The organism is Paractinoplanes maris (assembly GCF_023544465.1).
Lineage (GTDB): Bacteria > Actinomycetota > Actinomycetes > Mycobacteriales > Micromonosporaceae > Actinoplanes > Actinoplanes maris.
In genome coordinates, this window is sequence record NZ_JALPVL010000013.1 from 196,198 (window position 1) to 221,358 (window position 25,161).

Here is a 25,161-nt window from a genome sequence, read left to right on the forward strand (position 1 = left end):
ACGTCGCGGAGGTATCAGGGATAAGGTCCGCTTCCATGGACATGCTGCGAAGCGCGCTGATCGCCGAGGCCGGCCTGACCGACTGGCGCAAGCTGGCCCAGGGACTGCATACCCGCTACCTGGTGGACGACTTCGGCGTGGGGGCGCGGTTCGTCGTCGCGGTGGGCGAGGCCGGGGACGCGCTCGGCCACCATCCTCGGGTGTCGATCGGCAAGGGCTGTGTCGACCTCGAGCTGGTCAGTGACGACGCCGTCTACCGCGAGGACGACGGCACCGAGCACGTCGTCGAGTGGGTGACCCAGCAGGACGTCGATCTCGCGCGACGGATCACCGAGCTCGCCGCCGATCACGGGCTCGTCGCTGATCCGGGCTCGGTCAGTGAGCTCGAGCTCGGCCTCGACACGGCGCACTCCGCGGCCATCGCCCCGATGTGGGCCGCCCTGCTGACCGGGAGCGCCGCGTCGCGGGGTCGTGGGTCGCCCAGCGACGAGATCCGGGACGCCACGGTACGGGTTCCCAACCTGTGGTTCGGGGACGCCGAGGAGCACGAGGCTCCGCGTCAGCGGTTCCACGTCGAGGTCTATGTGGCACCCGAGGTGGCCGGCCAACGGATCGCTGACGCCCTCGCCGCGGGCGGGACTGTCGTCGACGACAGCAATGCGCCGGCGGTCACCGTGATCGCCGACCCGGACGGCAACAAGGGGATCGTGTGCGTCGACGTGGCCGCGGCCAGGCAGGACGGTTGAGGTGAGTCATGGCGTACACCATCGCGCCTCTCAGCACTGATACCTGGCCCGCCTTCGATGCGCTGGTGCAACGGCACAACGGCATCTTCGGCGGCTGCTGGTGCATCTGGTTCCACCCGGACGGCCCCGAGCGCGGTCAGGGTGCGGAGGCCAACCGGGCGCTGAAGAAGGCCTACGTCGAGCAGGGCAAGGCGCACGCCGCGTTGGTGATGGACGGCGACGAGGCCATCGCGTGGGCTGAGTACGGCACCCCGGCCGAGTTGCCCACGCTGCACCACCGTAAGCAATACGACGCCACCAAGACCGCGGATCCTGACTACCGGATCACCTGTGTCTTCGTCGACAAGCGCCACCGGCGCCGGGGCGTGACGGAGCTGGCGATCACCGGCGCGCTCGACCTGATCGCGCGGGCCGGCGGCGGGCGGGTCGAGAGCTATCCCCACGACCTGACCGGCCAGACCAAGAAGATGTCGGCATCGTTCCTCTACAACGGCACCCGTCGGCTCTACGAGCGGCTCGGCTTCACCTACGACCGGCCCAAAGGGCTGAAGAACTGCGTCATGGTGAAGACGATCGAGCCGGCCTGATCCTATTTGGCGACGTTGGTGACGTACGGGTCGTCGGACAGCCACGTGGGCACGGCGCGGGTGCGCGTCTCGTAGTGCGCCTTGACCAGGACTTTCACCGTCTTGGTGATCTTCCGGGTCTGGTAGTGAGCCTTTACCCGTACGCGGATGGTCCGGCCCTTGATGGTCTTGGTCACGTACTGGTCCTTGACCCAGACCCGGGCGGTGCCGGTGACCTTCTTGGCGGTGTAGTGCGCCTTGACGTGGACCACGTAGGGCTTGGTGATGGTGCCGGGCCGCTGCCATACGGTGCGCAGGGTCCAGGGGTTGCACTGGACGTGCCAGGTCTGCTTGCCGGCCACGGTCTTGTTGATCCGGAAGCACAAGGTGGTGCTGGTGGCGGCGTACGGGTTGGTGCCCTCAGGCCACCTGGCGCCGCCACTGTAGACCGAGGCCATGGCCTGGTAGAGGTTGTAGGCCATCTTGGCGTAGCCGTCGTCGTTGGGGTGCAGGTTGTCGAACTCCGACCGGCCCCCGATCGACGACTGATCGACCAGGTAGACCTTCGCGTCCTTGCCGGCCAGGATGCCGGGGATCCGCTGGTTGTAGGCCGCGATCCGGCTCTTGTAGGGCTCGACGTGGCCCTGGACGAGTTGCTGCACAAAGATGTCGGCTTCCGGGCGGGCGGCGCGGATCTGGTCGATCAGCGCGGACAGCCGGGCGGCCGAGGCGTCGACGTTCTTGTTCTGGGCCATGTCGTTGGTGCCGAGGTGCAGCAGGATCACGTCCGGCTGATAGGTGGCCAGCCAGCCGTCGACCTTCGCGGCGATCTGGTCGATGCGCCAGCCGGGGTGGCCTTCGTTGTCGCGGTCCGACCCGCGCGGGCCGGCCTGCTGGGAGCCGACGAAGTCCACGTCCAGGCCCGCGGCCTCGAGCCGCTTGCGCAGGTCGATGCGGTAGCCGCTGGCCGTGATGGCGCCGGTCCGATTGCCGATGCGCGAGTCCGCCGAGCCGCTGCCCCAGGTGATCGAGTCGCCCAGGGGCATGACCTTGAGCGAGGTGTACGCCGGGTCGGCCGCAGCCGGGACAGCGGGTCCGGACAGCGTGGTGGCCAGGACCGTGGCGGCAGTGAGGGCGATCCCGGCGAGGCGGGCAGCGATGCGGATCTTCACATCCACCGGTTCGGCCGGTGCGGGTGCGCAGCCGGGAATCGAGTGGGTGCAGATCGGGTGCCCGCCTTCCGATGATCGGTGAAGGTCGAACGTTCGGGGGAGATCAGCTTCACAGTGCGGCCGTTAGGGTCGGGCCGTGACGCGGGAAGCGCTTCGATGGACGACTCGCCGCGCCGACGTGGCCGGGGCGGCGGCCGGCGTGACCGCTCGGCGGTATGTGCAGGCCACCGCCGTGGTCGCCCTGATCGGCGCCGTCTGGTGTGTGGCCTACCTGGGGGCGGGCGCCGGCACGGAGGCGGTGGCCTACGTCTTCGTCCCGATCGGCACCGCGCTCGCGGCCGCGTCCGTCCATGACCTGATCCGCCGGAATCCCGGCCTCGACCCCGTGGCCGGGCGGTTCTGGCGGGCGGCCCTGATCGCCCTCGGTTTCCTGACCGTCGGTTACGCCTGGCTGGCCGTGGACATGTTCGGCCACACCGACCAGATTCGCACCCGGGACATGCCGGCACCGGCCGCGGCCTGCGCCGCACTGGGCTTCCTGATCGCCATCTGGGCACTGGCCCGGGTGCCGGTCGTCGCGGCCGGCGGCGTCGAGCGGTGGCGCATGGTGCTGGACCGGCTGATCGCGTTCGTCGGGTGCGCGGCCGTCCTGTGGTCGCTCGGGCCGGCCCCGATGCTGTCGGCCCGGGAACCGCTGAGCCGGCAGGCGACCCTGCTGATCGGGCTCGGCCTGCTGGTCGCGGTGGGCGCCGCGACCAAGGTGTCGTACATCGCCGGCGGCCCGGTCGACCGCGTGGCCATCCGGTTCATCGCGGCGGCCGGTGGTGTCCCGGCCGGGGGCGTGGCCGTGCTCGTGGTGCAGTTCGGTTATGTCGCCACCGTTCCGGCGCAGGCGATCGTCATGCCGCTGGCGCCGGTGCTGATCACGCTGGGGGTGCTGGCGCAGAGCCGCGCCGATGACGGGCGGCGCCGCCCACCGGCCCGCGGAGGTGTGCTGCTGCCCTATCTGGCCATGGTCCTGGTCGACGTACCGCTGATCGCCGTTGCCTTCGGAGCACCGTTGCGGTGGCCGGTCCGGGTGGTCCTGATCGCCGCGGTCGTGGTGACCGCGCTGGTGATGATCCGGCAATACCTGGCCTACCGGGAGAACGACCGCCTGCTGCGGACCGCGCGCACCCAGGAGGAACGGTTGCAGTACGAGGTCAGCCACGACGGTCTGACCGGGCTGGCCAACCGGGCGCTGTTCCGCGAGCGGCTCACGGCCGCGCTGGCCACGACCGGCCCGGTGACGGTGCTGCTCCTCGACCTGGACGACTTCAAGACCGTGAACGACCTGCTCGGACATGGGGTGGGTGACCGGCTGCTCGTCTCGGTGGCGCGGTTGCTGCGAGCCGAGGTGGGGGACCGGGGCCTGCCGGTGCGGGTGGGCGGGGACGAGTTCGCGGTGGTGCTGACCGGGACCGGCACCGACCCCGATGAACTGTCCGGGCGGCTGCTGGCCGCGCTGTCGCAGCCGATCAGTGAGCACCGCCTGCTGGTGCAGGCCAGCATCGGCATCGCCGTAGCCGGGCCCGGCGCCACCGCCGACTCGATCCTGCGGGACGCCGACGTCGCGATGTACACCGCCAAGCAGCAGGGCAAGGCGGGTTTCGTCCGCTACACCGACGGCATGGGCGAGCCCGTTCTGGCGCACATGCAACTAGGTGGCGAGCTGCGCCGCGCGCTCGACAACGACGAGTTCCGCGTGGTCTACCAGCCGATCATGCGGCTGGACGGGCACCAGCTGATCGGGGTCGAGGCGCTGGTCCGGTGGCATCACCCGACGCGGGGCGTGGTCGGCCCGGGCGAGTTCATCCCGGCGGCCGAGCGGACCGGGCTGATCGTGCCGCTGGGCCGGTTCGTGCTGCGCGAGACGTGCCGGCAGGCGGCGGCCTGGCTGGCCGAGTTCGGGCCGGACGCGCTGAAGGAGGCCGGGCTGAACGTGTCCGCGCGGCAGCTGCACGACCCCGACTTCGTGGCCGACGTGGCCCGCGTGCTCGCCGACACCGGGCTGCCCTGTGAGCGGCTGGTCCTCGAGGTGACCGAGTCGGCGGTCCTGCGCGGCCAGCAGGTCTCCCGGGCACTGTACGAACTGGACGGCATGGGTATCCGTCTGGCCCTGGACGACTTCGGCACCGGCGAGTCGTCGCTGAGCCTGCTGCGAGCCTTCCCGGCCGCGATCGTCAAGCTGGACAAGTCGTTTGTGGACGGCATCGAGATCGACGACGGCCACCCGGCTGCCGCCGACGCCCGGAAGGCGGTGGCCCGGGCGGTGATCCAGCTCGCTCACGCGCTGGGCCTGGACACGGTGGCCGAGGGAATCGAGAGCCCCGAGCAGGTGGCCGCGCTGCGCGAGCTCGGCTACACCCTCGGTCAGGGCTTCCACCTGGCCGAGCCGATGACCGCCGAGGGCGTGTCCCGCCTGCTGGCCGGGCAGCAGGCTGCGCGGCAGATCGTCGGCCGGCAGCTCTGAGGCTCACCGCTGTCGTCCGGCGCTCCGATGAGTCTCGATCCAGGTCTCGATGTCATTCAGCGACCAGATCTTGCCCTGGGTCAGCTCGGCCACGGGCTTGGGGAAATCGGACCGGCCGGCCAGCTGGTAGACCCGTTGCCGGCTCACGCCGAGGAGGTCGCGGATCTCGTGCGCACCGACCAGACAGAGGTCCTGAGTGTCCATCACGCGACTATAGTCATACGACAACTCGGACGGACGCGGCGGGTCCAGGTGATTCGAGCCGGGGGGCGACCGAGTTCCCCGTCCGGAAAAGGGCGGGAGCCGTCGTCGCGCAGGCTCGTCGTACGCCTATAGTCTTGCGACATGGACGAGCGACAGGTGAGGTCAGGGTCGGTGATCGCCCTCGTGCTGGCGTGCCGTGCCATTGTTCCACAATAATGCTGCATTCTATAGCGCTAACGCTATAGAATGCAGTAATGGGGAGTGGGTGGTCGGAGGTTCTGGCGATCGCCGACGAGCAATGGGGGCTGGTTACCAAGCAGCAGGTCGACATGACCGGGGTTGCCTGGAGCACTCTGGCGCGCCGCACAGCACAGGATTCTCTGGAACGAGTAGCCCACGGGGTCTACCGGGTACGCGGGGGTGGCGAGCCCGATCACGTCGACCTCCGTGCTGCCTGGCTGCAGCTCGATCCCCGTACGCCGGCTTGGGATCGGACCGCCGCCACCGGAGTCGTGTCGCACCGGTCCGCGGCGGCACTCTACGGAGTTGGGCACCTGCCAGCCGACACCCACGAGTTCACGCTTGCGGCCAGGCGACAGACACGACGAAAGGACGTGCGGCTGCACCGAGGTGAGGTGGGAGATGCCTGCGTCAACCTGCGAGGGCTCCCAGTCACTCGGCCGAGCCGCATCGCCGCAGACCTGCTGGCAGACCGTGAGGACCCGGGCGCCGTCGCTCAGGTGATCATCGACGCCTTGCGGCCCGCCTTCGATGACCCGGGATCGGTCGCCTCGGCGATCGCACCTTACGCGGCCGCCCATGGATTGCCGCGTGGCGACGGAATCGGACTCCTTCTCTGGCTGCTCGAACTGACCGGAGATTCCGATCGCGAGAGATGGGCAGCCGAAGCAGCAGAGACCAACACGGGAGACGCGGATCGCGCATGACATCACCCAGGCCCCGATACAAGACCCCGGACGCCGCCCGTCGGGCTGTGACCGACAAGCTTCGGATCGAAGCGGCGAACAGCCCGTGGCCGTTGGCTGACATGCAGCGTCAATACGCCTACGACCAACTCGTCGAACGGCTCTATCGCACCGATGACGGATGGGTGATCAAAGGCGCCACAGCTCTCCTGGCCCGACGCCTGTCTGTGCGCCACACGGTTGATATCGACATCTATCGCGCAGGAGCAATCGGCGACGTCGAACGACTGCTGCGGAAGGCTGCTCAACTCGATATCGGTGATTGGATGCGATTCGAGGTCGGAACCACGGTCCGGATCCAGGCGGCCGGCGCGCAGGCATCACGAGTGAAGATCCAAGCGCGTGCTGGAACGAGGGTGTGGTCCGGATTCCAGGTCGACATTGTGGCCGACGGTATTCAGATGAGTGGCGAGCCCGAACCAGTCTCACCGCTGACTTCAGCATCTGCCATCGATCGGGAGAAGCTCCCCTGGCGTGCCTACCCTTTGGTTGACCATGTCGCCGACAAGGTATGCGCGATCCTCGAACGGCATGGCGGACGCCCATCCACGAGATACAAGGACCTGATCGATCTCGTCGCGATCGTCGAGCGTGTGGAGATTGTGGCTGAGCCCCAATTGTCGGCTCTCCATGGAGAGGCTCAGCGACGAGGACTGAAACTTCCGGAGGTGTTCGATGCCCCGGACCATCATCTATGGACTCTTGGTTACCGTGCGGAGGCCCGCCGGACGGTTGGCCTGGCGGCGTTGGAACTCGTCGATGCGCTTACCGTAGTCGGGCCATTCCTGAATCCTCTGTTGAACGGCACTGCGGTGAGTGTCTGGAGGCCCGCACCGCGCTCATGGACGTCGGCGCTGCCATAGCTCGAGGACGCGGTCGATGTCGTCGCGGATCTGGGTGCGGGCCTCGTCCCGGGGCACGCCGGCCATGAGCAATTCGTCGTACGGGGTGTCCTCGTGGCGGACCGAGGCGACCACCGCCCGGCGGACGGCGTCCGGGTCGAGAGCTCGGCCGGCGGCGCTGCGGCCCACCCGGCCGCTGCCGCGGGTGCCGGTGTGCTCGCTGATCGCGGCCGCGCGGGTGGGTGGGCAACCGGGGTACATCGCCGTGATCTGTTCGGCCAGTCTTTGCTGGAACGTCTCGTCCGCCGCCTCCCGCCGCTCGCGGTCGCGGTCCCGGCGGCGGGCGCGGGCGTCCTCGTCGGACAGGCATTCCTGCTCGGCCTGTTCGATCGCGGCCTGCTCGACCAGTAGGCCCTGTCGCTCGTGACGTTTGCGGGAACGGTTGAACCGCACCACCACGGCCGAGAGGCGGCTGGCCTTCTTGGCCCGGCGGGTCAGCGCCGCGTCACCGGCCGGCAGGAAGATCAGGTGGTCCAGGTCGGCGCAGACGAGGCAGATCGGTCCGTCGCTCTCCATGGTCAGCAGCTCGGCCTCCGTCTGCCCGCAGCCGGTGCACGTGAACGGGCGTACCGCTTGCATCACCACGAGATCCGGGGGCTTGCTCTGCTGGGCGGTCAGGCGCTCGCGCTGACTCTCCGGCAGGTCGGCCGGCATCCAATGGGTGCGGTAGGCCCGTTCCCGCTCGGGGTCGTTCGACGCGGTGAAGCGCAGCGGGTGCCGGTCGCGGGTGGCGGCCAGGTATTCGACCTCACTGGGGCGCAGGCCGCGACCGGCCACCCAGCGCCGGAAGATCTCCAGCGCGTCGGTCAGCCGGTCGGCCGGCACCGCCGCGATCGCCTCCAGGTGTGGTGCCCGGCCCTGCTTCCAGTCGGTGACCAGTCCGGGCGGCGCCCAGCCCAGCCCGATCAGCACGTCGAGCGGGCTCACGTGACTGTGGCGTTCCAGTGCCTGCTCGGCGGCGTGCACCACCCGGCGTTCCAGCTTCGAGGCAGGCTGCATGGACACGCAGGTTACGCCGGGTGGTTGGCAACGAGGGCGCGATGGTGCGATCGTCGAGCAAGTTGACGATGGTGGGGGTGGCAACGCTGGACGCCGACGACTCTTATCTCTGGCTCGAAGCTCTGGACGCACCCGACGCCGTACGGTGGGTGGCCGAGCGCAACGCCGAGGCGCTGACCGCGCTGGGTGGGGAGAGCTTCGAACGGACGCGGGACGCGATCCGGGAGGTGCTCGACAGCAAGGAGCGGATCCCGTATCCGGGGTGGCGCGGGGACGGCTTCTACTACGACTTCTGGCGGGACGCCGATCACCCGCGCGGGTTGTGGCGGCGGACCACCCCGGAGCAGTTCCGGCACGACGAACCCGAGTGGGACGTGCTGCTGGACGTCGACGCGCTCAACCAGGCCGAAGGCGAGAACTGGACCTGGGCCGGTGTGACGGTGCTCCGGCCGGGCTACGACCGCTGCCTGATCCAGCTGTCCCGGGGCGGTGCCGACGCCGTGGTCGTGCGGGAGTTCGACCTGGCCGGCCGCGGGTTCGTCGCCGACGGGTTCGTTCTGCCCGAGGCCAAGAGCGACGTCGGCTGGATCGACGCCGATCACCTCTTCGTCGGCACCGATTTCGGGCCCGGATCGCTGACGTCGTCGGGATATCCGCGGGTCGTCAAGCGGTGGCGGCGGGGCACGTCGCTCGGCCAGGCCGAGCTGATCTTCGAGGGGCAGGCCGACGATGTCTCGGTCCGCGCCCACCATGATCCGACGCCGGGATTCGAGCGCGACTTCGTCGGCCGATATGTCGACTTCTATCACAGCGAGCAGTTCCTGCGGACGTCGAGCGGAGATCTCGTACGGATCGAGGTCCCGGACGATGCGAGCCCCGACGCGCATCGGAACTGGCTCCTGATCCGGCTGCGGTCGCCGTGGCTGGGCTTTCCGGCCGGTGCGTTGCTCGCGGCCGATTTCGAGCGCTTCCTGGGCGGCGATCGGGATCTGACGATGCTGTTCGAGCCGGATGAGCACACGTCGCTGCGGTCGTATTCGTGGACCCGCGACCGCCTGATCCTCGTCACGATGACCGATGTCAGGACCGAGGCGTACGCCTTGACTCCGGGCACCGGGGAATGGTCTCGTGAGCCGCTGGCCGGCGCCGGGGAGTTCGACCACACCTGGATCGTCGACACCGATCCCGACCACAGCGACGCCTACCTGATCTCGTCCGAGGGCTTCCTGCAGCCGGCGACGCTGAGCCTCGGCACCGAGGTCCTCAAACGGCAGCCCGAGTTCTTCCGCGCGGACGGCATGACCGTGCGGCAATTCTTCGCCGTCTCGGCCGACGGCACCCGCGTTCCCTATTTCGTCGTCGGTGGCGCGGCCGGCGGACCGACCGTTCTCAACGGGTACGGCGGTTTCGAGATCCCGATGCTGCCGAGCTACAGCGGGGTGATCGGCCGGGGCTGGCTGGCCCGCGGCGGCACCTACGTGGTCGCCAACATTCGCGGCGGCGGCGAATACGGTCCCGACTGGCACCGGGCCGCCCTGCGCGAGAATCGGGTGAAGGCGTTCGAGGACTTCGCCGCCGTCGCCACCGATCTGGTGGAGCGGGGCATCACCACGCCGGCCCAGCTCGGCATCATCGGCGGCAGCAACGGCGGCCTGCTGATGGGAGCCATGCTGACCCGCTACCCCGAGTTGTTCGGTGCGGTGGTGGCCCGGGTGCCCATTCTCGACATGCGCCGCTACACCAAGCTGCTCGCGGGCAAATCGTGGATCGCCGAATACGGAGATCCCGACGTGGAAGCCGATTGGGCCTACCTGCGGGAGTTCTCGCCCTACCAGAACGTCGACCCCGACCGGACGTACCCGCCGACCTTCCTCCTGACCTCGACCCGCGACGACCGGGTCCATCCCGCTCACGCCCGGAAAATGATGGCGCTACTGCGCGAACAGGGCCACAACGCCACCTACTACGAGAACGTGGAAGGCGGCCACGGCGGCGCCGCCGACAACGCCCAGGCCGCCACCATGTGGACCCTCATCTTCGAGTTCCTGCGCCGCAACCTCCACGCCTGATTGCTCCGCGGGTGCTGGATATTGATGGACGTCAGTTGTTAGCTTCGGTCACATGGATGGGGCCGCTGGGCGAGCGCTGCCGTGACGGGCCGGCCGCGTGCACCGGGTGGAGAGGATGACGGCGGCGACCCGCCGCCGCGTGACCGCAACGGTGAAGACGGGTCGCCCCCGCCGCGAGGCGACCCCGGGACGATCCGGGAAGCCCAGGAGGACCTTGAACAGGCTGCAGTGACGGGGCGTCCGAAAACATCCGGCGACCACGAATTGAGCGGGGGTAGCGGCCCCTCGGCGCCCGACTTCGCTGAGGTCGAGATCGACCCCAACAAGATCACGGCGTATGCGATGAATCCGGAACATCCGGTCGGCGGCCACAAATACCGGGTCATCAACAGCGCTACCGGGTTGGAACCCGTTGACGCCGGGCACATCGATCAGCAGATCCGTGACGGCGTTGGCCGGGGACAACCGATCATGGGCCGGGCCGACCAGTACGGTCAGCGGTGGGCGGTCGACGTGCCGCTGAGCGGGCCTCGGGGCACGATCGTCGTACGCACCGCCTGGATACTCGACGCGGGGTCGACCGTCCCCAGGCTGGTAACCATTTCTTTCCCGTAGTGAGGGCGCCGTGGAGCTCTATGACACTGTCCGATTGCTGGTCGACCTACCCGCCGAGGGTGTTCAGGCGGGGGCCATCGGCGCCGTGGTTCACGTGTTCGAGCAACCGGACCTCGCGTACGAGGTCGAGTTCACCGATGAGAACGGCCGGACGGTGGCGCAAGTGCCGCTGACACCTGGTCAGGTCGAGCCGGTCACGGACTGACCGGCGTCGAGCAATTCCACCTGTTCAGGCAGCGGGACGGTGTGGGTTGTGGCCACTGGCGTGGGGGCGGTGGCGCGGTTCAGTGGGAGGAGGTGTTCGAAGGGGGGGGCCGACGATGGGCAGGCCTGGAGTGTGGCCGTTCGCGGCTGTGGTGATCGGGGTGGTTGCGGTGGGCAAGCTTGTGGTGATGTTTGCGCAGGCTTTGCAGGTGTAGTCGTCGTCAGGGCCAGGCGGCGGGGACGGCGTCGAGGTCTCGGGTCGCCTGGGATCGGAGGGCGTCCGGGTCGGTGACGAGGCCGGCCGCGCTGGTGTCGAGCAGGGCCAGCAGCAGGTGGCTGGTGCCGGTGTCGGGATGGTGGCGGGTCAGGGAGATCTCCATCGCCTGGGCCTGGACGCTCGCGGTGGCGTCGAACGGGTCGCCGGGGCGCAGGCGGTCCAGCTGGGCGGTCAGGTCCTCGGCCGGCGGCTCGGCCGGGGCCGGGCGCAGCGAGATCCCGTACGTCAGATCGGCCGCCGCCAGGCCGTGAGCGCGCAGCAAGGCGGCGCCCTGGTTGTGGCCGGGCGGAATCGCGATGCCGGCCGCCGCGAGCACGTCGTCGAGGGTGAGCAACGCCAGCAGCAGGTGCTCGGGGCTGATCACGCCATGTCCGAGTCGTACGGCCTGACGTCTTGCCTCGAGTGTCGTCTCGGTGAGCAGCGGGCTGACCCGGGCGAACCGGGACATCCGCAGGAACAGCCGGTCGAGCAGCGGCCGGCGGCCGGTCGTCACCATCACGCGTACGTCGTCGACGGTGGGATGGGGCTTGTCGGGGTAACGCAATGCGGGATCGGTGGCCAGTCGCTCGACCGCGGCGGCGCGCGCGTATTCGTACGGGAAAAGGGCCTTGGTGCCGGAGCAGTCTGGGAGCCGGAGCATTTCCAGCGCCAGATTCGGCAGGCCCACGAAGGGGACCCGGGCCGAGTTCAGCGCGCCGGTCAGCACGAACCGGACCGCCGGTGTCCAATCCGGACTGGCCGGCAATGACATCCGGGGCAACCGGTGGGCCCGCCACTCGACCTCGCGGAGAATGGCCGGCACGTCGGCATGGAACGGGCCGGGCGCCGGTTCCGGGGCGTCCCGAATGCCGGTCGGCTTGGTCGCCAGGTATTTCAGATCGGTCCAGGTGGCGCCGGGGAAGATCCGGTTGTCGTGGGCCGCGACCCACGCCAGCACGTCGAGCGTGGTGACCGTTTCGCCATTTCGGCGGGCGGCCGTGACGTACGCCTGCTCGAGCACCCGCACAGCCCGCGCCCCGAGCGACGATTCCATACCGGCGACAATACGAAACAGCGCCCAGCCGTTTATCGCGCGACGGCGCCGGCCGGCGGCTTCAGCTCCGGATGGAGGTCGAAGCACTTCTCGATCTGCTCGACCGAATCGGCAACGGCCGCCGACCGGGCGAGGGCGTCGAGTGACTGGTCGAGCTCATCGTGCGGCTGGTCGAGGGGTTCCACCTGGAGGCGGTCGCGCCAGTAGCAGAAGCCCTTCGGGACGTGGTTACTGACCGGTGCGGCCGTCGATGCACTCGCGCAGCAGGTCGGCGTGGCCGCAGTGCCGGGCGTACTCCTCCACCATGTGGATGAGGATGTCGCGCACGCTCGCCTCGTCGTCGCTGCGCGACAGGGTGGCCATCGCGCTCAGGTCGGTCACCTCGTCCAGCCATTTGTCGGCCGCGGCGATCTGGTCGCGCCAGTTCGCGTACGCGTCGTCGACCACCGCCTGATCCGCCGTGGCGCCATGGAAGTCCACGTCGTTGTCGTCGGGCGACCAATAGATGCGCGGGACGCCGGGATGCGCCTGGAGCACACGGTAGAACCAGTGGTGCTCGACCCGGGCCATGTGCCGGATGAGGCCGAGCAGGCTCATCGTCGACGGGGGTACCGACCGGGTGGCCAGCTGCTCGGGGGTCAGGCCGTCGCACTTCATGCCCAGGGTGAGGCGATAGTTCGTGAGGTATTCGCGAATCGTGGCCAGCTCGCCGACGGGGCTCACGTCCAGCTGTCTCGGGTCGTCGCCGGGCGCCGCCCACATCCCGTTGAAACTCGTCATGGCTGACACCCTGGCCGACCGGGCCGTCCCGCCGCTATCCCATTTCGAGCACCGGAGCCCCCGGCCGGACTGTCCGGCCGAGGGCTCGCAGGGTGCCTAAACCGTGAGGGCCTGCCGGACGGCCGACTCCGCGCCCGCGCCGCCGTCACCCGACGACGTCACCCGGCCCGCCTCGAGCACGTAGTAGCGCTGCGCCGCCTCCAGGGCGAAGCCCACGTGCTGCTCGACCAGCAGGACCGACATGCCGCCCCGGCCGGCCACGGCCAGGATGGTCTGCTCGATCTCGGTCACCACCGAGGGCTGGATGCCCTCGGTCGGCTCGTCGAGCAGCAGCAGGCGCGGGCGGGTGATCAGCGCCCGGGCGATCGCCAGTTGCTGACGCTGGCCGCCCGAGAGCAGACCGGCCCGCCGGCTCAGCAACGGTTTCAGCGCGGGGAACAGATCGAGCGCCTCAGCCATCGCGGTCCGGCCGTCCTTGCGCCCGTCGGCGACCAGTTGCAGATTCTCGGCCGTGGTCAGGTGCTGGAAGCTCTGCTGACCCTGCGGGACGTAGGCCATGCCGCGGGCCACCCGCTGGTGCGGGGCCAGCCGGGTGATGTTCTCGCCGTCCAGGAAGATCGCGCCCCGGCGCGGCTTGAGCAGGCCGACGGCCGCCCGCAGCAGGGTGCTCTTGCCGGCGCCGTTGTGGCCCAGCACGGCGGCCACGCCGTTCTCCGGGACGGCCAGCGACACTCCGTGCAGCACCACGCTGCGGCCGTAGCCGACGTGGACCTCCTCGAACGCGATCACGACGCCCCCCGTCCCAGATAGACCTCCTGCACCCGCGGATCGGCCTGGACCTCGGCCACCGAGCCTTCCGAGAGCACCTTCCCGGCGTGCATGACGGTGACCGTCCGCGCGTAGCGGCGCAGGAAGTCCATGTCGTGCTCGATCACCAGGACCGTGCGGTCGCGGCTCAGCACGCCCAGCAGCTCGCCGGTCGCGTCCCGCTCGTCGTGGCTCATGCCGGCCACCGGCTCGTCGAGCAGCAGCAGGCGGGCGTCCTGCACGAGCAGCATCCCGATCTCGAGCCACTGCTTCTGCCCGTGGGCCAGGGTCCCGGCCGGCTGGTCGCGCACGGCGCTCAGCCGTACGGTCTCCAGGGCCTTCCCGACCTCGGGCGGGACCCCCCGGCGGGCCCGCAGCAGGCTGACCGCACGGCGTCCCCAGCCCGCGGCGATGTCGAGGTTCTGCAGCACCGTCAGCTCCTCGAAGACGGCCGCGGTCTGGAAGGTCCGCCCGATGCCGAGCCGGGCGATCCGGTGCACCTTCCGGCCGAGCAGGTCCTGCCCGTCGAAGCCGACGTGCCCGGTCGCCTTGACCAGGCCGGTGATCGCGTCGATCATCGTCGTCTTCCCGGCGCCGTTGGGCCCGATGACGAAACGGACGTCGCCCTCGGGCACCTCCAGGTCGACGCCGTCCAGGGCGACGAAGCCGTCGAAGACGACCCGCAGGTCGCGCACGCTCAGGCCGGTCACGACGGCACCTTCTCGAGGGCCGGCGCGGCGGGTGCCTCGGCGGTGCGACGGCGTCGAAGCCGCACCAGGGAAGCGATCCCGCCGGGCAGGAAGACGATCGGCAGCACGAAGAGCAGACCCTCGAAGTACGTCCAGGCCGACGGCACCCGCTCCGACAGCGCCGTCTTGGCCCAGGCCACCGCGATCGCGCCGATCGCCGGACCGGCCAGGCTGGCCCGCCCGCCGACCGCGACCCCGATGACGAACTCGATGGACGGCACCACCCCGATCAACGCCGGCGAGATGATGCCCACGGCCGGCACGAACAGCGCGCCGGCCAGCCCGGCCATCCCGGCCGCGACCACGTAGGCGACGAGTTTGACGTTCGCCGGGTCGTAGCCGAGGAACCGCACCCGTTCCTCGGCGTCGCGCACCGCCACGAGCAGTTCGCCGTAGCGGCTGCGCATCAGCTGCCACGCCGCGAGCAGCATGAGCAGCAGGGCGGTGGCGATGATGAAGTAGATCATCCGGCGGTTGACCGGGTCGTTCAGGTCGTATCCGAAGAAGCCCTGGATGTCGGTGAGCCCGTTGGTGCCGCCGGTGGTGCCCTGCTGGCCGATCAGCAGGATGGCGAACGCGGCGGCCAGCGCCTGCGACAGGATCGCGAAATACGCCCCGCGCACCCGTCGCCGGAAGATGAGCAGGCCGAGCAGCAGCGCGACCAGCATCGGCAGCAGAACGGTGGCCAGCAGCGCGAAGACCGGGTTGGCGAACGGCGCCCACCACCACGGCAACGCGTCGAGCTGGCCGTAGAGGGTCATGAAGTCGGGCAGCTCGCCCGGCCCCGCGTCGGCCAGCTTGAGGTGCATGGCCATCGCGTAGCCGCCGAGCCCGAAGAACACGCCCTGGCCGAGCGCGAGCATGCCGCCCCGGCCCCAGGCGAGCCCGATGCCGACCGCCACGATGGCGAAGCACAGGTATTTGGCCAGCAGGCCCAGCCGGAAGTCGCCCAGCACCAGGGGCGCGACCGCGAACAGCAGCAGCGCGGTGATGCCGAAGCCGGCGAACGTGCGCAGCCGCGGGCTCATGCCAGGCTCCTCGTCCGCAGGGTGAACAGGCCCTGGGGACGCCACTGCAGGAAGGCCACGATCGCCACGAAGACGATCACGCTGGCCACGCTGACCGTGGTGGCGTATTCCACCATGGACTGCAGGATGCCGAGAACGAAGGCCACGATCACCGTTCCCTTCAGCTGGCCGATGCCGCCCACGACGACGACCAGGAACGCGTTGACGATGATGTTGGTGCCCATCGCGGGGCCGATCGGGCCGATCAGCGTGAGCGCGACCCCGGCGATGCCGGCCAGGCCCGAGCCGATGAAGAAGGTGAGCCGGTCGACCCGGCCGGTGGCCAGGCCCGAGACGGCGGCCAGATCGCGGTTCTGCACGACCGCGCGGATCCGGCGGCCGAGCGACGTCGTCTTCAGCACGATCATCAGCGCGGCCACGGCGGCCAGCGCCAGACCGAGGATGAACAGCCGGCTGCTGGCGATCACGATGTCATCGGTGATCTGCACGCTGCCGGTCAGGAAGGAGGGCGCGCTGGTCTGCACGTTCGGGGCCCCGAAGATGTCGCGCGCGGCCTGTTGCAGGATCAGCGAGACGCCCCAGGTGACCAGCAGAGTGTCCAGCGGCCGGGCGTAGAGGCGGCGGATCAGCAGGACTTCGAGGATCACGCCCATCAGACCGGTCACCGCGAACGACACCGGCAGGGCGATCAGCAGCGACGCCCCGGCACTCGAGATGCTCTGCTGCAGGACATAGACGGTGTACGCGCCGGCCATGATGAACTCGCCGTGCGCCATGTTGATCACGTTCATCTGGCCGAAGGTCAGGGCCAGGCCGAGGGCGATGAGCAGCAGAACCGCTCCGATGCTCACCCCGGTGAAGAGTTGACTGACGATCACCGACACAGGCAGACCCCTTCTTGGGTACGGGGTGAGGGCCGCGGCCCCCACCCCGGCGATCATCAGGAGAGGCCGGTGGCCCAGCTGTAGCTCTTCAGATAGGGGTCCGGCTTCACCGGTTCACCCGAGTTCCAGACCTCCTCGATCAGCCCGTCCGAGCCGATCTTGCCGATCCGGGCCGTCTTGAAGACGTGCTGCGTGGCACCGTCCACCGTGACCAGGCCTTCGGGTGCCTCGTAGGTGATGCCGCCCGCGTTGGCCGCCGCCTTCACCTTCTCGATGTCGAAGGAGCCGGCCTTCTCGGCCATCGCCTTCCACAGGTAGACCGAGGTGTACGCGGCCTCCATCGGGTCACTGGTCGGCTTGTCCGCGCCGTACTTGGCCTTGTACGCCTTGACGAACCTCTCGTTGGCCGCGCCCTCGGTGGTCTGGTAGTAGTTCCACGCCGTCAACTGGCCGGCCAGGTACTGCGTACCGATGCTCTTGACCTCCTCCTCGGCGATCGAGACGGAGACCACCGGCATCGACTCGGCGGTCAGCCCGGCCGACTTGTACTCCTTGAAGAAGGCCACGTTGCTGTCGCCGTTGAGGGTGTTGAAGACCGCGCTCGCGCCGGACGCCTTCACCTTGTTGACGATCGTCGAGAACTCGGTCGAGCCCAGCGGTGCGTAGTCCTCACCCAGCACCTTCATCCCGTTCGCGGCGGCGTACGCCTTGATGATCTTGTTGGCCGTACGCGGGAACACGTAGTCGCTGCCGACCAGGTAGACCGACGTCTTCCCGGTCGATTTGAGGTAGTCGAGCGCGGGCACGATCTGCTGATTGGTCGTGGCGCCGGTGTAGAAGATGTACGGCGACTGCTCGAGCCCCTCGTACTGCACGGGGTAGAACAGCAGCGCCTTGTTCTTCTCGAAGACCGGCTTGACCGCTTTACGGCTCGACGACGTCCAGCAGCCGAAGACCGCCGCGACCTTGTCCTGGCTGATCAGCTTCTGTGCCTTCTCGGCGAAGGTCGGCCAGTCCGAGGCGCCGTCCTCGCTGACCGCGGTGAGCTGTTTGCCGAGTACGCCACCGGCGGTGTTGATCTCCTCGACCGCCAGCTGGATCGCGTCGCGGACGGTGACCTCGCTGATCGCCATGGTGCCGGAGAGTGAGTTGAGGAGCCCGACCTTGACGGTGGGTCCGGAGGTGTCGACGGCGGCTCCGCCACCGGCGGGCGCCGAGCCCGCGGTGTCGGCGGTCTTGGCGCCGCAGGCGGTCAGGGCGGTAACGGCACTGAGGGCAACAAGAGCGGTCGCCACGCGGTTTTTGAACAATGAAGCCTCCTCGCTGGTCGTGCGATGGGGTAGGGCCAGTTTCGAAGTGACCGATGTCGCTACCGTTTCCCGCCCATCAAGAGGCCGTTTCTGCAAATTTGCATTGGCATCGATAAATGGCGGGCGTCGTTCGGCCAGATTTCCGACGGGTGACCGGGATCACGCGGCAGCGATCAACCGGGTACCGTCGGTAGGCGCGAACGGAGGTGTGGATGACGGAGCTCTACTCACGACGGTCGTTCTTGGCCGGCGTGCTCACGGCGGGCACCTTGTCGGCCGCCGCCGGGTATGTGCTGACCCGCCGGGAATCGGTGCAGCTCACCCTGGCGTCCGGAGTGGACCCGACCGGCGGCCGGCGGCTGCTGGTGACGATGTGGAACGAGCTGAACCCGGACGCGCGGATCGAGCTCAAAGAGGTCAACAGCTCGACCCGCGACCAGTACGAGACATTCCTGGGCACCAACGCCGACATCTTCAACCTCGACGTGATCCACATCCCGCGCTTCGCCGAGGACAAGCGCATCGTCCCGATCACCCCGCGCGGCGAGCTGCAGCTGCTGCCGATGGTGCGCCGGCTCAGCGAGCGCAAGGACACCGACGACTTCTGGGCGATGCCGTTCAACACCGACGTCGGCATGCTCTACCGGCGGATCACCGACAAGGCCGCCGCCGACGACAAGCCCGAGCTGACCGACGTGCTGGCCCGCTCGCCCGGTTCGTTCGTGGGACAGTTGCGGACGGTCGGCCCGCAGACCGACGAGGCGTTCGTGGTCAATGTGCTGGAGCACGCGCTCGCCCGGGACGAGGCCATCCTCGCCGCCGACGGCACGCTCTCGTTCAGCCTGGGCCAGTGGCGCGAGGCGGTCGAGCCGCTCGCCGCGGCGATCCGGGCGCGGCGGGTCCGGGTCGAGGCCGGCGAGGACGACACCACCCGCACGTTCCAGCGGTCCGGGCTGCGCTACATGCGCAACTGGCCGGTGTCGTACCCGGCGATCGACCGGGCCGAGCGCCTGAAGAAGGACACCGCGGAGATCCGGATCGGCGGCCTGCCCAACGGGATCATCGGCGGGCAGAGCCTGGCCATCTCGGCGAGCAGTGAGCATCGCGCGGCGGCCGAGGACGCGATCCACTTCCTCACCAGCGTGTCCTCGCAACTGCACCTGGCCAAGTACGGTTTCGCGCCGACCGGACTCAACGCCTACATCGACGCCGGCCTGGGCGAGGCGCTCCCGCACCTCTCCGACATCCGGCTCGCGGTGCAGGCCGCCCGTCCCCGGCCGGTGCACAAGCGGTACGCGGACTTCTCCCTGTACTTCGCCGACCACATGCGCCGCTACCTGTACGAGGGTGAGCAGCTGACCCAACGGTTCATCGAGGATCTGCAGGGGGCGCTGCGATGAACAGTGTGGGGCTCGACGCCTGGCAGGTCCCGATCCTCGTCACCGCCGCGATCGTGCTGGTCGAGGCCGGGTTCAACGTGTTCCTGCGCTACCGGGGTCTCGGCCCGCCGTCGCAGCGGGTGCGCACCGCCGGGTTCGGTGTGCTGGTGCTGCTGACCGTGACCGTGTTCGTGGCCGCGCTCGGGCCGACCCGGGCCGACCAGCTGTCCAGTGTGGCCGCGGCGGTGGCCGCGGTGGTCGCGCTGTGGCTCACCTATCGCTCCTACAACACGGCGATCAGGAAACCGCCGGAGTCGCCGGCCGAAGAACCTGCCGGTAAGTCAGCGGCGGGCCCCGACAATCCAGGAGAATCCTGAACCATGGGTGATTTACGGGTGGTGGTCTGCGGCGGCTCGGCCGCCGGGGGAGTGCTCGACCTGATCCGCACGGCCGGTGAGCGCGGCTGGACGGTCGACGTCACGGCGACGAAGAACGCCCTGGAGTTCATGGACCCGTCGGAGGTGGCCCGCACCACCGGACGGCCGATCCGCACGACCTACCGGTTCGCGGCCGACGGCACCCGCATCTCACCCCCGGCCGACGCGATGATCGTGGCCCCGGCGACCTTCAACACGATCAACAAGCTGGCCAACGGCATCGCCGACACCTACCCGCTGAGCTCGATGGCCGACGTGATCGGCCGGGGCGTGCCCACGGTCCTGGTGCCCGCGGTCAACGAGCCGCTGGCCGCCCGCCGACCCTTCCGGCGCTCCCTCGACGAGCTGCGCGCCGAGGGCGTCCGCGTCCTGTTCGGCCCGGTCGACGGCTGGGTACCCGGCAGCGACGCCCCGTTCCCCTGGATCAAGGCCCTGGACCTGGTCGAGGACGTCTTCGGATTGACCCGGATGGATAGTCGCGCTTCGATGAGGGCATGACTCGCCGCATCCTCACGCTCGCCCTGGTGGTGCTGATGGCCGTGACCGGCCTGGCCACGCCGGCCACGGCCCACGACGAGCTCGGCCGGCGCATCGCGGCCATGACCCTGCCCGAGAAGGTCGGGCAGATGATCGTCTCGTACGCCTACGGCGACACCGCGACCACCGCGTCCGCGGCCAACGAGGCGATGTTCGGCGCCGGCACGGCCACGGCGGCCCAGGCGGTGGCGAAATATCACCTGGGCGGGGTCATCTACTTCACCTGGAGCGGCAACCTGGTCAGCCCGCCGCAGATCGCCGCCCTCTCCAACGGCCTGCAGCGCGCGGCGATGGCCGACACCGGCATCCCCCTGCAGATCAGCACCGATCAGGAGGGTGGCACGGTCAACCGGATCGGGGCACCCCTGGCGATCTCGCCGGGCAGCATGGCCATCGGTGCGACCTTCGACCCGCGTACGGCGTATGACGCGGCCCGGGTGAGCGGGACCGAACTGCGGGCGCTGGGCATCACGGTCACGCACGCGCCGGTCGTCGACGTGAACACGAACCCCCGCAACTCGGCCGACGGGGTGCGGGCGTTCAGCGACCGGACGGCTCATGTCGCGGCCTTCGGCGCCGCGGCCGAGCGCGGTTACCGCGCGGCCGGCATCGGCACCAGCGCCAAGCATTTCCCGGGTCTCGGCGACACCACCGTCAACACCGACAACGGCGTCGCGGTCACCGACGAGAGCCGCGCCGAGATCCTGCGCACGCACGTCCCGCCGTTCCGGGCGGTCATCGCGGCCGGCGCGCCGAGCATCATGGCGGCCCACATCGTCGCACCCTCGCTCGATCCGACCGGCGTGCCCGCCAGCCTCTCGAAGCCGATCATCACCGGCCTGCTGCGCGAGCGGCTGGGCTTCCGGGGAGTCGTGGTGACCGACGCGCTCGAGGCGGCGGCACTCGAGGACTACACCGACGAACAGGTCATCCTGGGTGCCGTCCGAGCCGGCGTCGACCAGCTGCTGATGCCCCGCAGCGTTCCCGGCGCCATCCGCATCCTCCTCGACGCGGTCGCTTCCGGGCAGCTCAGCGAGCGTCGCATCGATCAGTCCGTGCGCCGCATCCTCGAGACCAAGACCACCCATCCGTACGTCTCCGAGCCGCCCACCGTCGGCACGCCCTCCGCCGTGGCGACCATGGCCCGCATCGCCCAGCGGTCGATCACCACGCTCCGGGCCGCCGCCCTGCCGCTGCGCCCCGAGCAGAAGGTGCTGGTCACCGGCTGGGGTGTGGGCACGACGACGACACTGGCGACCGCCCTCGGCGCGACCCGCCTCTACACCGGATCGCCGTCCGACGCGCTGATCGCCCAGGCCGTCGAGGCCGCCCGCCAAGCCGACGTGACGGTGGTGACCACCTTCAACGCGTGGGGCGACACCGCCCAGCAGAAGCTGGTGACCGCGTTGCTGGCCACCGGCCGGCCGATCGTGGTCGCCGCCGTCGGCACGCCCTACGACCTGGCCTCCTTCCCGGAGGCGAAGACCTACGTCGTGGCCTACGGATATCAGCCGCCATCACTGGCCGCGCTGGCCGCCGTGCTGCGGGGCGAGGCCCGCGCGCCGGGCCGCCTCCCGGTGACCGTCGACGGCCTCTACCCCTACGGTGCCAAAGCTGTCCGATAGTCGCTAGGCAGGGCCGACGGGGGTGCCTAGCCTGAGCGCGTGACGGTGCTGCTGGAGCGCACGGCTGAGCTCGCCGCGCTCGACGGCCTGCTCGCCGGCAGTGCGGCCGGTGGACGGGTGGCCGTGATCAGCGGCGAGGCGGGCGCCGGCAAGTCCACTCTGGCCGCCGCGTTCGCCGAGGCGGCCGGGCCGCGCGTGCAGATGCTCTGGGGCGCCTGCGATCCGCTGCTGACGCCGCGGGCGCTCGGGCCGCTGCACGACATCGCCCGGCGGCTCGGCGGGCGGTTGCGCGAGCGCATCGGTGACGGCCCGCGCGGTGAGGTCTTCGACCTGTTGCTGGAGGCGCTCGACCGGCCGCCGCAGGCCGCGCGCCCGGTTGTCGTGCTCGAGGATCTGCACTGGGCCGACGAGGCGACGCTCGACATGGTGGCGTTCCTCGGCCGGCGGCTCGCGCTCTGCCGGGCGTTGCTGCTGATCACCTATCGCGAGGACGAGGTGGGGCCCGACCACCGCCTGCGGACCGTCCTGGCCGGGATCCCGCGCGGGCTGATCCGCCGGGTGGGCCTGCCGCCGCTCAGCCCGGCCGCGGTGGCCGAGCTGGCCCGGCGTGCGGGACGCGACGGCCCCGGCGTGCACGCGGTCACCGGCGGCAACCCGCTGCTGGTCACCGAGGTGCTGGCCGCTCCCGAGGTGGGCGTTCCCCCGACCGTACGAGATCTGGTCCTCAGCCGTCTGTCCACGCTCACGCCACCCGCCCGCGAGGTCGCGCACCTGGTGGCGGTGGTGCCGTCGCGGACCGGGCCGGAACTGCTCGGTGACCGGCTCGCCGAGGTCGACGAGTGCCTGGCCCGCGGCGTCCTCACGGCCAGCGGCGACGGCGTGGCCTTCCGCCACGAGCTGCTGCGCCGCGCCGTCGAGGAGAGCCTTTCCCCCGTACGCCGTCAGGCCCTGCACGCCGAGATCCTGACCGCGCTCGAGGACGTGAAGGCCGACCCCGCCCGCCTCGTGCATCACGCCCATCACGCCGGTGACTCCGCGGCCGTCCTGCGGTGGACGCCGGTCGCCGCGCGCAAGGCGGCCTCGCTCGGCGCCTACAACCAGGCCACCGTCCACTACGCGCGGGCGCTGCCGCTGACCGCCGACCGGCCCGCCGCCGAGCGCGCCGAGCTGCTCGAGGAATACTCCGTCGCCGCCTACCACGGCGGGCTGGCCGAGGCGCTCGACGCCCGCCGGGCCGCGCTCGCCCTGCGCACCGAGCTCGGTGACCCCCTGGCGATCGGCGCCGGGCTGCGCTGGATGTCCCGGCTGAGCTGGTGGAACGGCCGCCCCGACGAGGCCCGTGACTGCGGGTTCCGGGCCGTCGAGGTGCTCGAGACGCAGCCGCCCGGGCCCGAGCTGGCGGCGGCCTACAGCAACCTGTCCCAGTTGTTCATGCTGGGCGACGAGGACGAGCGGGCGATCGGCTGGGGTCAGCGCGCGAGCGAGCTGGCCCGGGCCCTCGGTGACCTCGACACCGAGCTGCACGCACTGATCAACATGGGATCGGCCCGGCTGCACCTGGGGGACCGGGAAGGCGCGGCCGTGCTGCGGCGCGCGCACGACCTGGCCGTGGCGGCGGGCGGGTTCGACGACCACGCGGGCCGCGCCCTGACCAACCTGGCCAGCAGCGCGGTCGACCGGTACGACCTGGACGAGGCCGAGGTGACCTTCGACCGGATCATGCCGTTCCTGGTCGCCCGGGACCTGGACGGTTACTACCGCCACCTGCAGGGCCACCGCGCCCGGATGTTCCTGGCCCGCGGCGACTGGCGGGCCGCCGAGGACGACGCGGTGCAGGCCCTGGCCGGACCGACCATGCACGGCGGTGGTCTGGTGCCGGCGGTGACCGCCCTGGCCATGCTGCGGGCCCGGCGGGACGAGCCCGGAGCCCTGGACGACGCGCTGGACGCGGGGAAGCGCGGCTACCCCACCGAGGAGGCGCAGTTCCTCTGCCCGGCGGCGGTCGCCCTCGCCGAGGCGTACTGGCTGGCCGGCGATCCGGCCCGGGCCGCGCGGGAGGCCGAACGCGGTCTGCAAGTGGCGCTGCGGGCCGATCAGCGGTGGTTCGTCGGCGAGCTGGCCTTCTGGAAGTGGCGCAGTGGCGACGAGTCCCCGGCCCCGGCCACCGCGGCCGAGCCGTTCCGCCTGGTGATCGACGGCGACTGGCGAGCCGCGGCGGCGGCCTGGTCCGCGATGGGCTGCACCTACCTGGCGGCCTGTTGTCTGTCCCACGGCGACGCCGCGGCGGCGGCCGAGGCGCTGCGCGTCTTCGACCGGCTGGGCGCGCTGGCCCCGGCCCGCCGGCTCCGGGCCGACCTGCGCGAACGCGGCCTGCGGGTGCCGCGCGGCCCGCGCCCGTCGACGGCCGCCGACCCGACCGGCCTGACCGGCCGTCAGCAGGAGGTGCTGGTGCTGGTCGCCGAGGGCCTGAGCAACGCCGACATCGCGGCCCGCCTCACCCTCTCGGCCAAGACCGTCGACCACCACGTCTCGGCCGTCCTGGCCAAGCTCGGCGTCTCGTCCCGCGGCCGGGCCGCCGCCGAGGCCCGGGACCGCGGCCTGATCTGAGACCTCACCGCTCGCGGCCAGGTGGTCCTGCTCTGAGGGCTGCCGCTCGCCGCTCAGTGGCCTGCGGCTCGCCGCTCAGGTGGCCTGCGGCTCGCCGCTCAGGTGGCCGATCAGGCGTTTGAGCTGTTCGCGGTAGGTGTCCAGAAACTCGGGGGAGTCGGCGGGCAGCCCGGTGAAGTCCTCGGCGAACCCGGCCAGCAGCGTCGGCGCCAGCGCCGCGCCGAACAGCGCGAGCTGCAGATAGGCCGGGTCGAGGTCCCCGGCGATCTCGCCCTGGGTCTGGCGCCGCCGCAGGTCGGCGACCATCGCCTGCCGATAGTCGGTGTCGCCCTCCTCGCGCTCGCCCGAGAGTGCCTGCCAGATCAGCAGGCGGACCCAGTGTCGCTGCGACTCCCCGACGTGGGTGAACGCGGCGACCACCTCGTCGAGCGGCGCGCCGGGCCGGTTGAGGCCCGCGCTGAGCTGCCGCCACCGCTCGAGCAGGGCCCGGTAGAGCCCGGCCTTGCCGTCGAAGTAGTACGAGATCAGCTGCTGGTTGGCCCCGGCCCGCCGGGCGATCGCCCCGATCCGGGCCCCGGCGAAGCCGTGCTCGCCGAACTCCACCAGCGCCGCGTCGAGAATCCGCTCTTTCGTGCGGTCGGGATCACGCTGGCGCTCCCCGCCGGAGGGCGATCGGCGGGGCCGGGGCTGGTCGGACATGTCGCCGAGCGTATCAATCAAACATTTGGTTGAC

Annotated in this window: 25 protein-coding genes; 13 read left to right on the plus strand and 12 right to left on the minus strand. The window is 70.3% G+C overall.

The window, feature by feature from the left end; genetic code table 11:
- The first annotated feature begins 35 nt into the window (after positions 1-35).
- Both NAG42_RS34075 and NAG42_RS34080 read left to right on the plus strand, forming a co-directional pair.
- A complete protein-coding gene (locus NAG42_RS34075; protein WP_250036108.1) occupies positions 36-746 on the plus strand; it encodes a 4a-hydroxytetrahydrobiopterin dehydratase in 711 nt (236 codons plus the stop codon).
- Between the two features lie 8 nt (positions 747-754).
- A complete protein-coding gene (locus NAG42_RS34080) occupies positions 755-1,333 on the plus strand; it encodes a GNAT family N-acetyltransferase (protein WP_250036110.1) in 579 nt (192 codons plus the stop codon).
- Between the two features lie 2 nt (positions 1,334-1,335).
- On the opposite strand, the gene NAG42_RS34085 is transcribed toward NAG42_RS34080, so the two are convergent.
- Positions 1,336-2,484 (minus strand): SGNH/GDSL hydrolase family protein, encoded by a 1,149-nt coding sequence (locus NAG42_RS34085; RefSeq protein ID WP_250036112.1) that lies wholly within the window; start codon positions 2,482-2,484, stop codon positions 1,336-1,338.
- 136 nt (positions 2,485-2,620) lie between these two features.
- Here NAG42_RS34085 and NAG42_RS34090 point away from each other — a divergent pair, with 136 nt between their 5' ends.
- On the plus strand, positions 2,621-4,996 hold the full coding sequence (locus NAG42_RS34090) for a putative bifunctional diguanylate cyclase/phosphodiesterase (protein WP_250036114.1): 2,376 nt from the start codon (positions 2,621-2,623) through the stop codon (positions 4,994-4,996).
- A 3-nt stretch (positions 4,997-4,999) separates the two neighbouring features.
- Here the strand turns inward: NAG42_RS34090 and NAG42_RS34095 are convergent, their stop codons facing one another.
- Positions 5,000-5,200, minus strand: coding sequence for a helix-turn-helix transcriptional regulator (locus tag NAG42_RS34095; protein ID WP_250036116.1), 201 nt, complete (start codon positions 5,198-5,200; stop codon positions 5,000-5,002).
- 254 nt (positions 5,201-5,454) lie between these two features.
- Between NAG42_RS34095 and NAG42_RS34100 the strand changes: the two genes are divergently transcribed.
- Together NAG42_RS34100 and NAG42_RS34105 are read left to right on the plus strand one after the other, a co-directional pair.
- Entirely contained in the window at positions 5,455-6,147 is a 693-nt protein-coding gene (locus NAG42_RS34100) for a type IV toxin-antitoxin system AbiEi family antitoxin domain-containing protein (RefSeq protein WP_250036118.1), read from the plus strand.
- A gap of 47 nt (positions 6,148-6,194) precedes the next feature.
- Positions 6,195-7,049, plus strand: a complete 855-nt coding sequence (locus NAG42_RS34105; RefSeq protein ID WP_250036120.1) for a nucleotidyl transferase AbiEii/AbiGii toxin family protein — start codon at positions 6,195-6,197, stop codon at positions 7,047-7,049.
- On the opposite strand, the gene NAG42_RS34110 is transcribed toward NAG42_RS34105, so the two are convergent.
- A complete protein-coding gene (locus NAG42_RS34110) occupies positions 7,026-8,087 on the minus strand; it encodes a DUF2293 domain-containing protein (RefSeq protein ID WP_250036123.1) in 1,062 nt (353 codons plus the stop codon). The two genes, NAG42_RS34105 and NAG42_RS34110, sit on opposite strands and share 24 nt — an antisense overlap.
- 77 nt (positions 8,088-8,164) lie before the next feature.
- Here NAG42_RS34110 and NAG42_RS34115 point away from each other — a divergent pair, with 77 nt between their 5' ends.
- From NAG42_RS34115 to NAG42_RS34125, 3 genes are all read left to right on the plus strand, one after another.
- Positions 8,165-10,156, plus strand: a complete 1,992-nt coding sequence (locus NAG42_RS34115; RefSeq protein ID WP_250036125.1) for a prolyl oligopeptidase family serine peptidase — start codon at positions 8,165-8,167, stop codon at positions 10,154-10,156.
- Positions 10,157-10,237: 81 nt separating this feature from the next.
- Positions 10,238-10,771 (plus strand): DUF6883 domain-containing protein, encoded by a 534-nt coding sequence (locus NAG42_RS34120; protein ID WP_250036128.1) that lies wholly within the window; start codon positions 10,238-10,240, stop codon positions 10,769-10,771.
- Between the two features lie 10 nt (positions 10,772-10,781).
- Positions 10,782-10,976 (plus strand): DUF4926 domain-containing protein, encoded by a 195-nt coding sequence (locus NAG42_RS34125; RefSeq protein ID WP_250036130.1) that lies wholly within the window; start codon positions 10,782-10,784, stop codon positions 10,974-10,976.
- Between the two features lie 220 nt (positions 10,977-11,196).
- On the opposite strand, the gene NAG42_RS34130 is transcribed toward NAG42_RS34125, so the two are convergent.
- The 8 genes from NAG42_RS34130 to urtA all read right to left on the minus strand — a co-directional run bounded on the left by NAG42_RS34130 (position 11,197) and on the right by urtA (position 17,828).
- The gene (locus NAG42_RS34130; RefSeq protein WP_250036132.1) at positions 11,197-12,285 is read right to left on the minus strand and encodes a Clp protease N-terminal domain-containing protein; all 1,089 of its coding nucleotides are present in this window, start codon (positions 12,283-12,285) and stop codon (positions 11,197-11,199) included.
- 32 nt (positions 12,286-12,317) lie between these two features.
- Positions 12,318-12,470: a hypothetical protein gene (locus NAG42_RS34135; protein ID WP_250036134.1), complete on the minus strand. Its 153-nt coding sequence runs from the start codon at positions 12,468-12,470 to the stop codon at positions 12,318-12,320.
- 43 nt (positions 12,471-12,513) lie between these two features.
- On the minus strand, positions 12,514-13,065 hold the full coding sequence (locus NAG42_RS34140; protein ID WP_250036136.1) for a DinB family protein: 552 nt from the start codon (positions 13,063-13,065) through the stop codon (positions 12,514-12,516).
- A 96-nt stretch (positions 13,066-13,161) separates the two neighbouring features.
- Positions 13,162-13,854: an urea ABC transporter ATP-binding subunit UrtE gene (gene urtE, locus NAG42_RS34145; protein WP_250036138.1), complete on the minus strand. Its 693-nt coding sequence runs from the start codon at positions 13,852-13,854 to the stop codon at positions 13,162-13,164.
- Complete coding sequence (gene urtD / locus NAG42_RS34150) at positions 13,851-14,582, minus strand: urea ABC transporter ATP-binding protein UrtD (RefSeq protein ID WP_250036140.1); 732 nt, start codon at positions 14,580-14,582, stop codon at positions 13,851-13,853. Before urtD ends, urtE begins: the two co-directional genes overlap by 4 nt.
- Positions 14,579-15,649 carry an urea ABC transporter permease subunit UrtC gene (gene urtC / locus NAG42_RS34155; RefSeq protein WP_250036142.1) on the minus strand — a complete coding sequence of 357 codons (1,071 nt, stop codon included), beginning with the start codon at positions 15,647-15,649 and terminating at the stop codon, positions 14,579-14,581. The genes urtD and urtC overlap by 4 nt, the downstream gene beginning before the upstream one ends.
- Positions 15,646-16,533, minus strand: a complete 888-nt coding sequence (gene urtB / locus NAG42_RS34160; RefSeq protein WP_250036144.1) for an urea ABC transporter permease subunit UrtB — start codon at positions 16,531-16,533, stop codon at positions 15,646-15,648. The genes urtC and urtB overlap by 4 nt, the downstream gene beginning before the upstream one ends.
- A gap of 56 nt (positions 16,534-16,589) precedes the next feature.
- The gene (gene urtA / locus NAG42_RS34165; RefSeq protein WP_250036146.1) at positions 16,590-17,828 is read right to left on the minus strand and encodes an urea ABC transporter substrate-binding protein; all 1,239 of its coding nucleotides are present in this window, start codon (positions 17,826-17,828) and stop codon (positions 16,590-16,592) included.
- 227 nt (positions 17,829-18,055) lie between these two features.
- On the opposite strand from urtA, the gene NAG42_RS34170 reads away from it, so the two are divergent.
- From NAG42_RS34170 to NAG42_RS34190, 5 genes are read left to right on the plus strand one after another with little or no spacing between them, the layout of a single operon-like run.
- Positions 18,056-19,243 (plus strand): extracellular solute-binding protein, encoded by a 1,188-nt coding sequence (locus NAG42_RS34170; RefSeq protein WP_250036148.1) that lies wholly within the window; start codon positions 18,056-18,058, stop codon positions 19,241-19,243.
- On the plus strand, positions 19,240-19,599 hold the full coding sequence (locus NAG42_RS34175; protein ID WP_250036151.1) for a hypothetical protein: 360 nt from the start codon (positions 19,240-19,242) through the stop codon (positions 19,597-19,599). The genes NAG42_RS34170 and NAG42_RS34175 overlap by 4 nt, the downstream gene beginning before the upstream one ends.
- A 3-nt stretch (positions 19,600-19,602) precedes the next feature.
- Entirely contained in the window at positions 19,603-20,157 is a 555-nt protein-coding gene (locus tag NAG42_RS34180) for a flavoprotein (RefSeq protein ID WP_250036152.1), read from the plus strand.
- The gene (locus tag NAG42_RS34185) at positions 20,154-21,821 is read left to right on the plus strand and encodes a glycoside hydrolase family 3 protein (protein WP_250036153.1); all 1,668 of its coding nucleotides are present in this window, start codon (positions 20,154-20,156) and stop codon (positions 21,819-21,821) included. The genes NAG42_RS34180 and NAG42_RS34185 overlap by 4 nt, the downstream gene beginning before the upstream one ends.
- Before the next feature lie 39 nt (positions 21,822-21,860).
- Positions 21,861-24,428 (plus strand): ATP-binding protein, encoded by a 2,568-nt coding sequence (locus tag NAG42_RS34190; RefSeq protein WP_250036154.1) that lies wholly within the window; start codon positions 21,861-21,863, stop codon positions 24,426-24,428.
- A 75-nt stretch (positions 24,429-24,503) separates the two neighbouring features.
- Here NAG42_RS34190 and NAG42_RS34195 read toward each other — a convergent pair whose 3' ends face one another.
- The gene (locus tag NAG42_RS34195) at positions 24,504-25,127 is read right to left on the minus strand and encodes a TetR/AcrR family transcriptional regulator (protein WP_250036156.1); all 624 of its coding nucleotides are present in this window, start codon (positions 25,125-25,127) and stop codon (positions 24,504-24,506) included.
- Positions 25,128-25,161 lie beyond the last annotated feature (34 nt).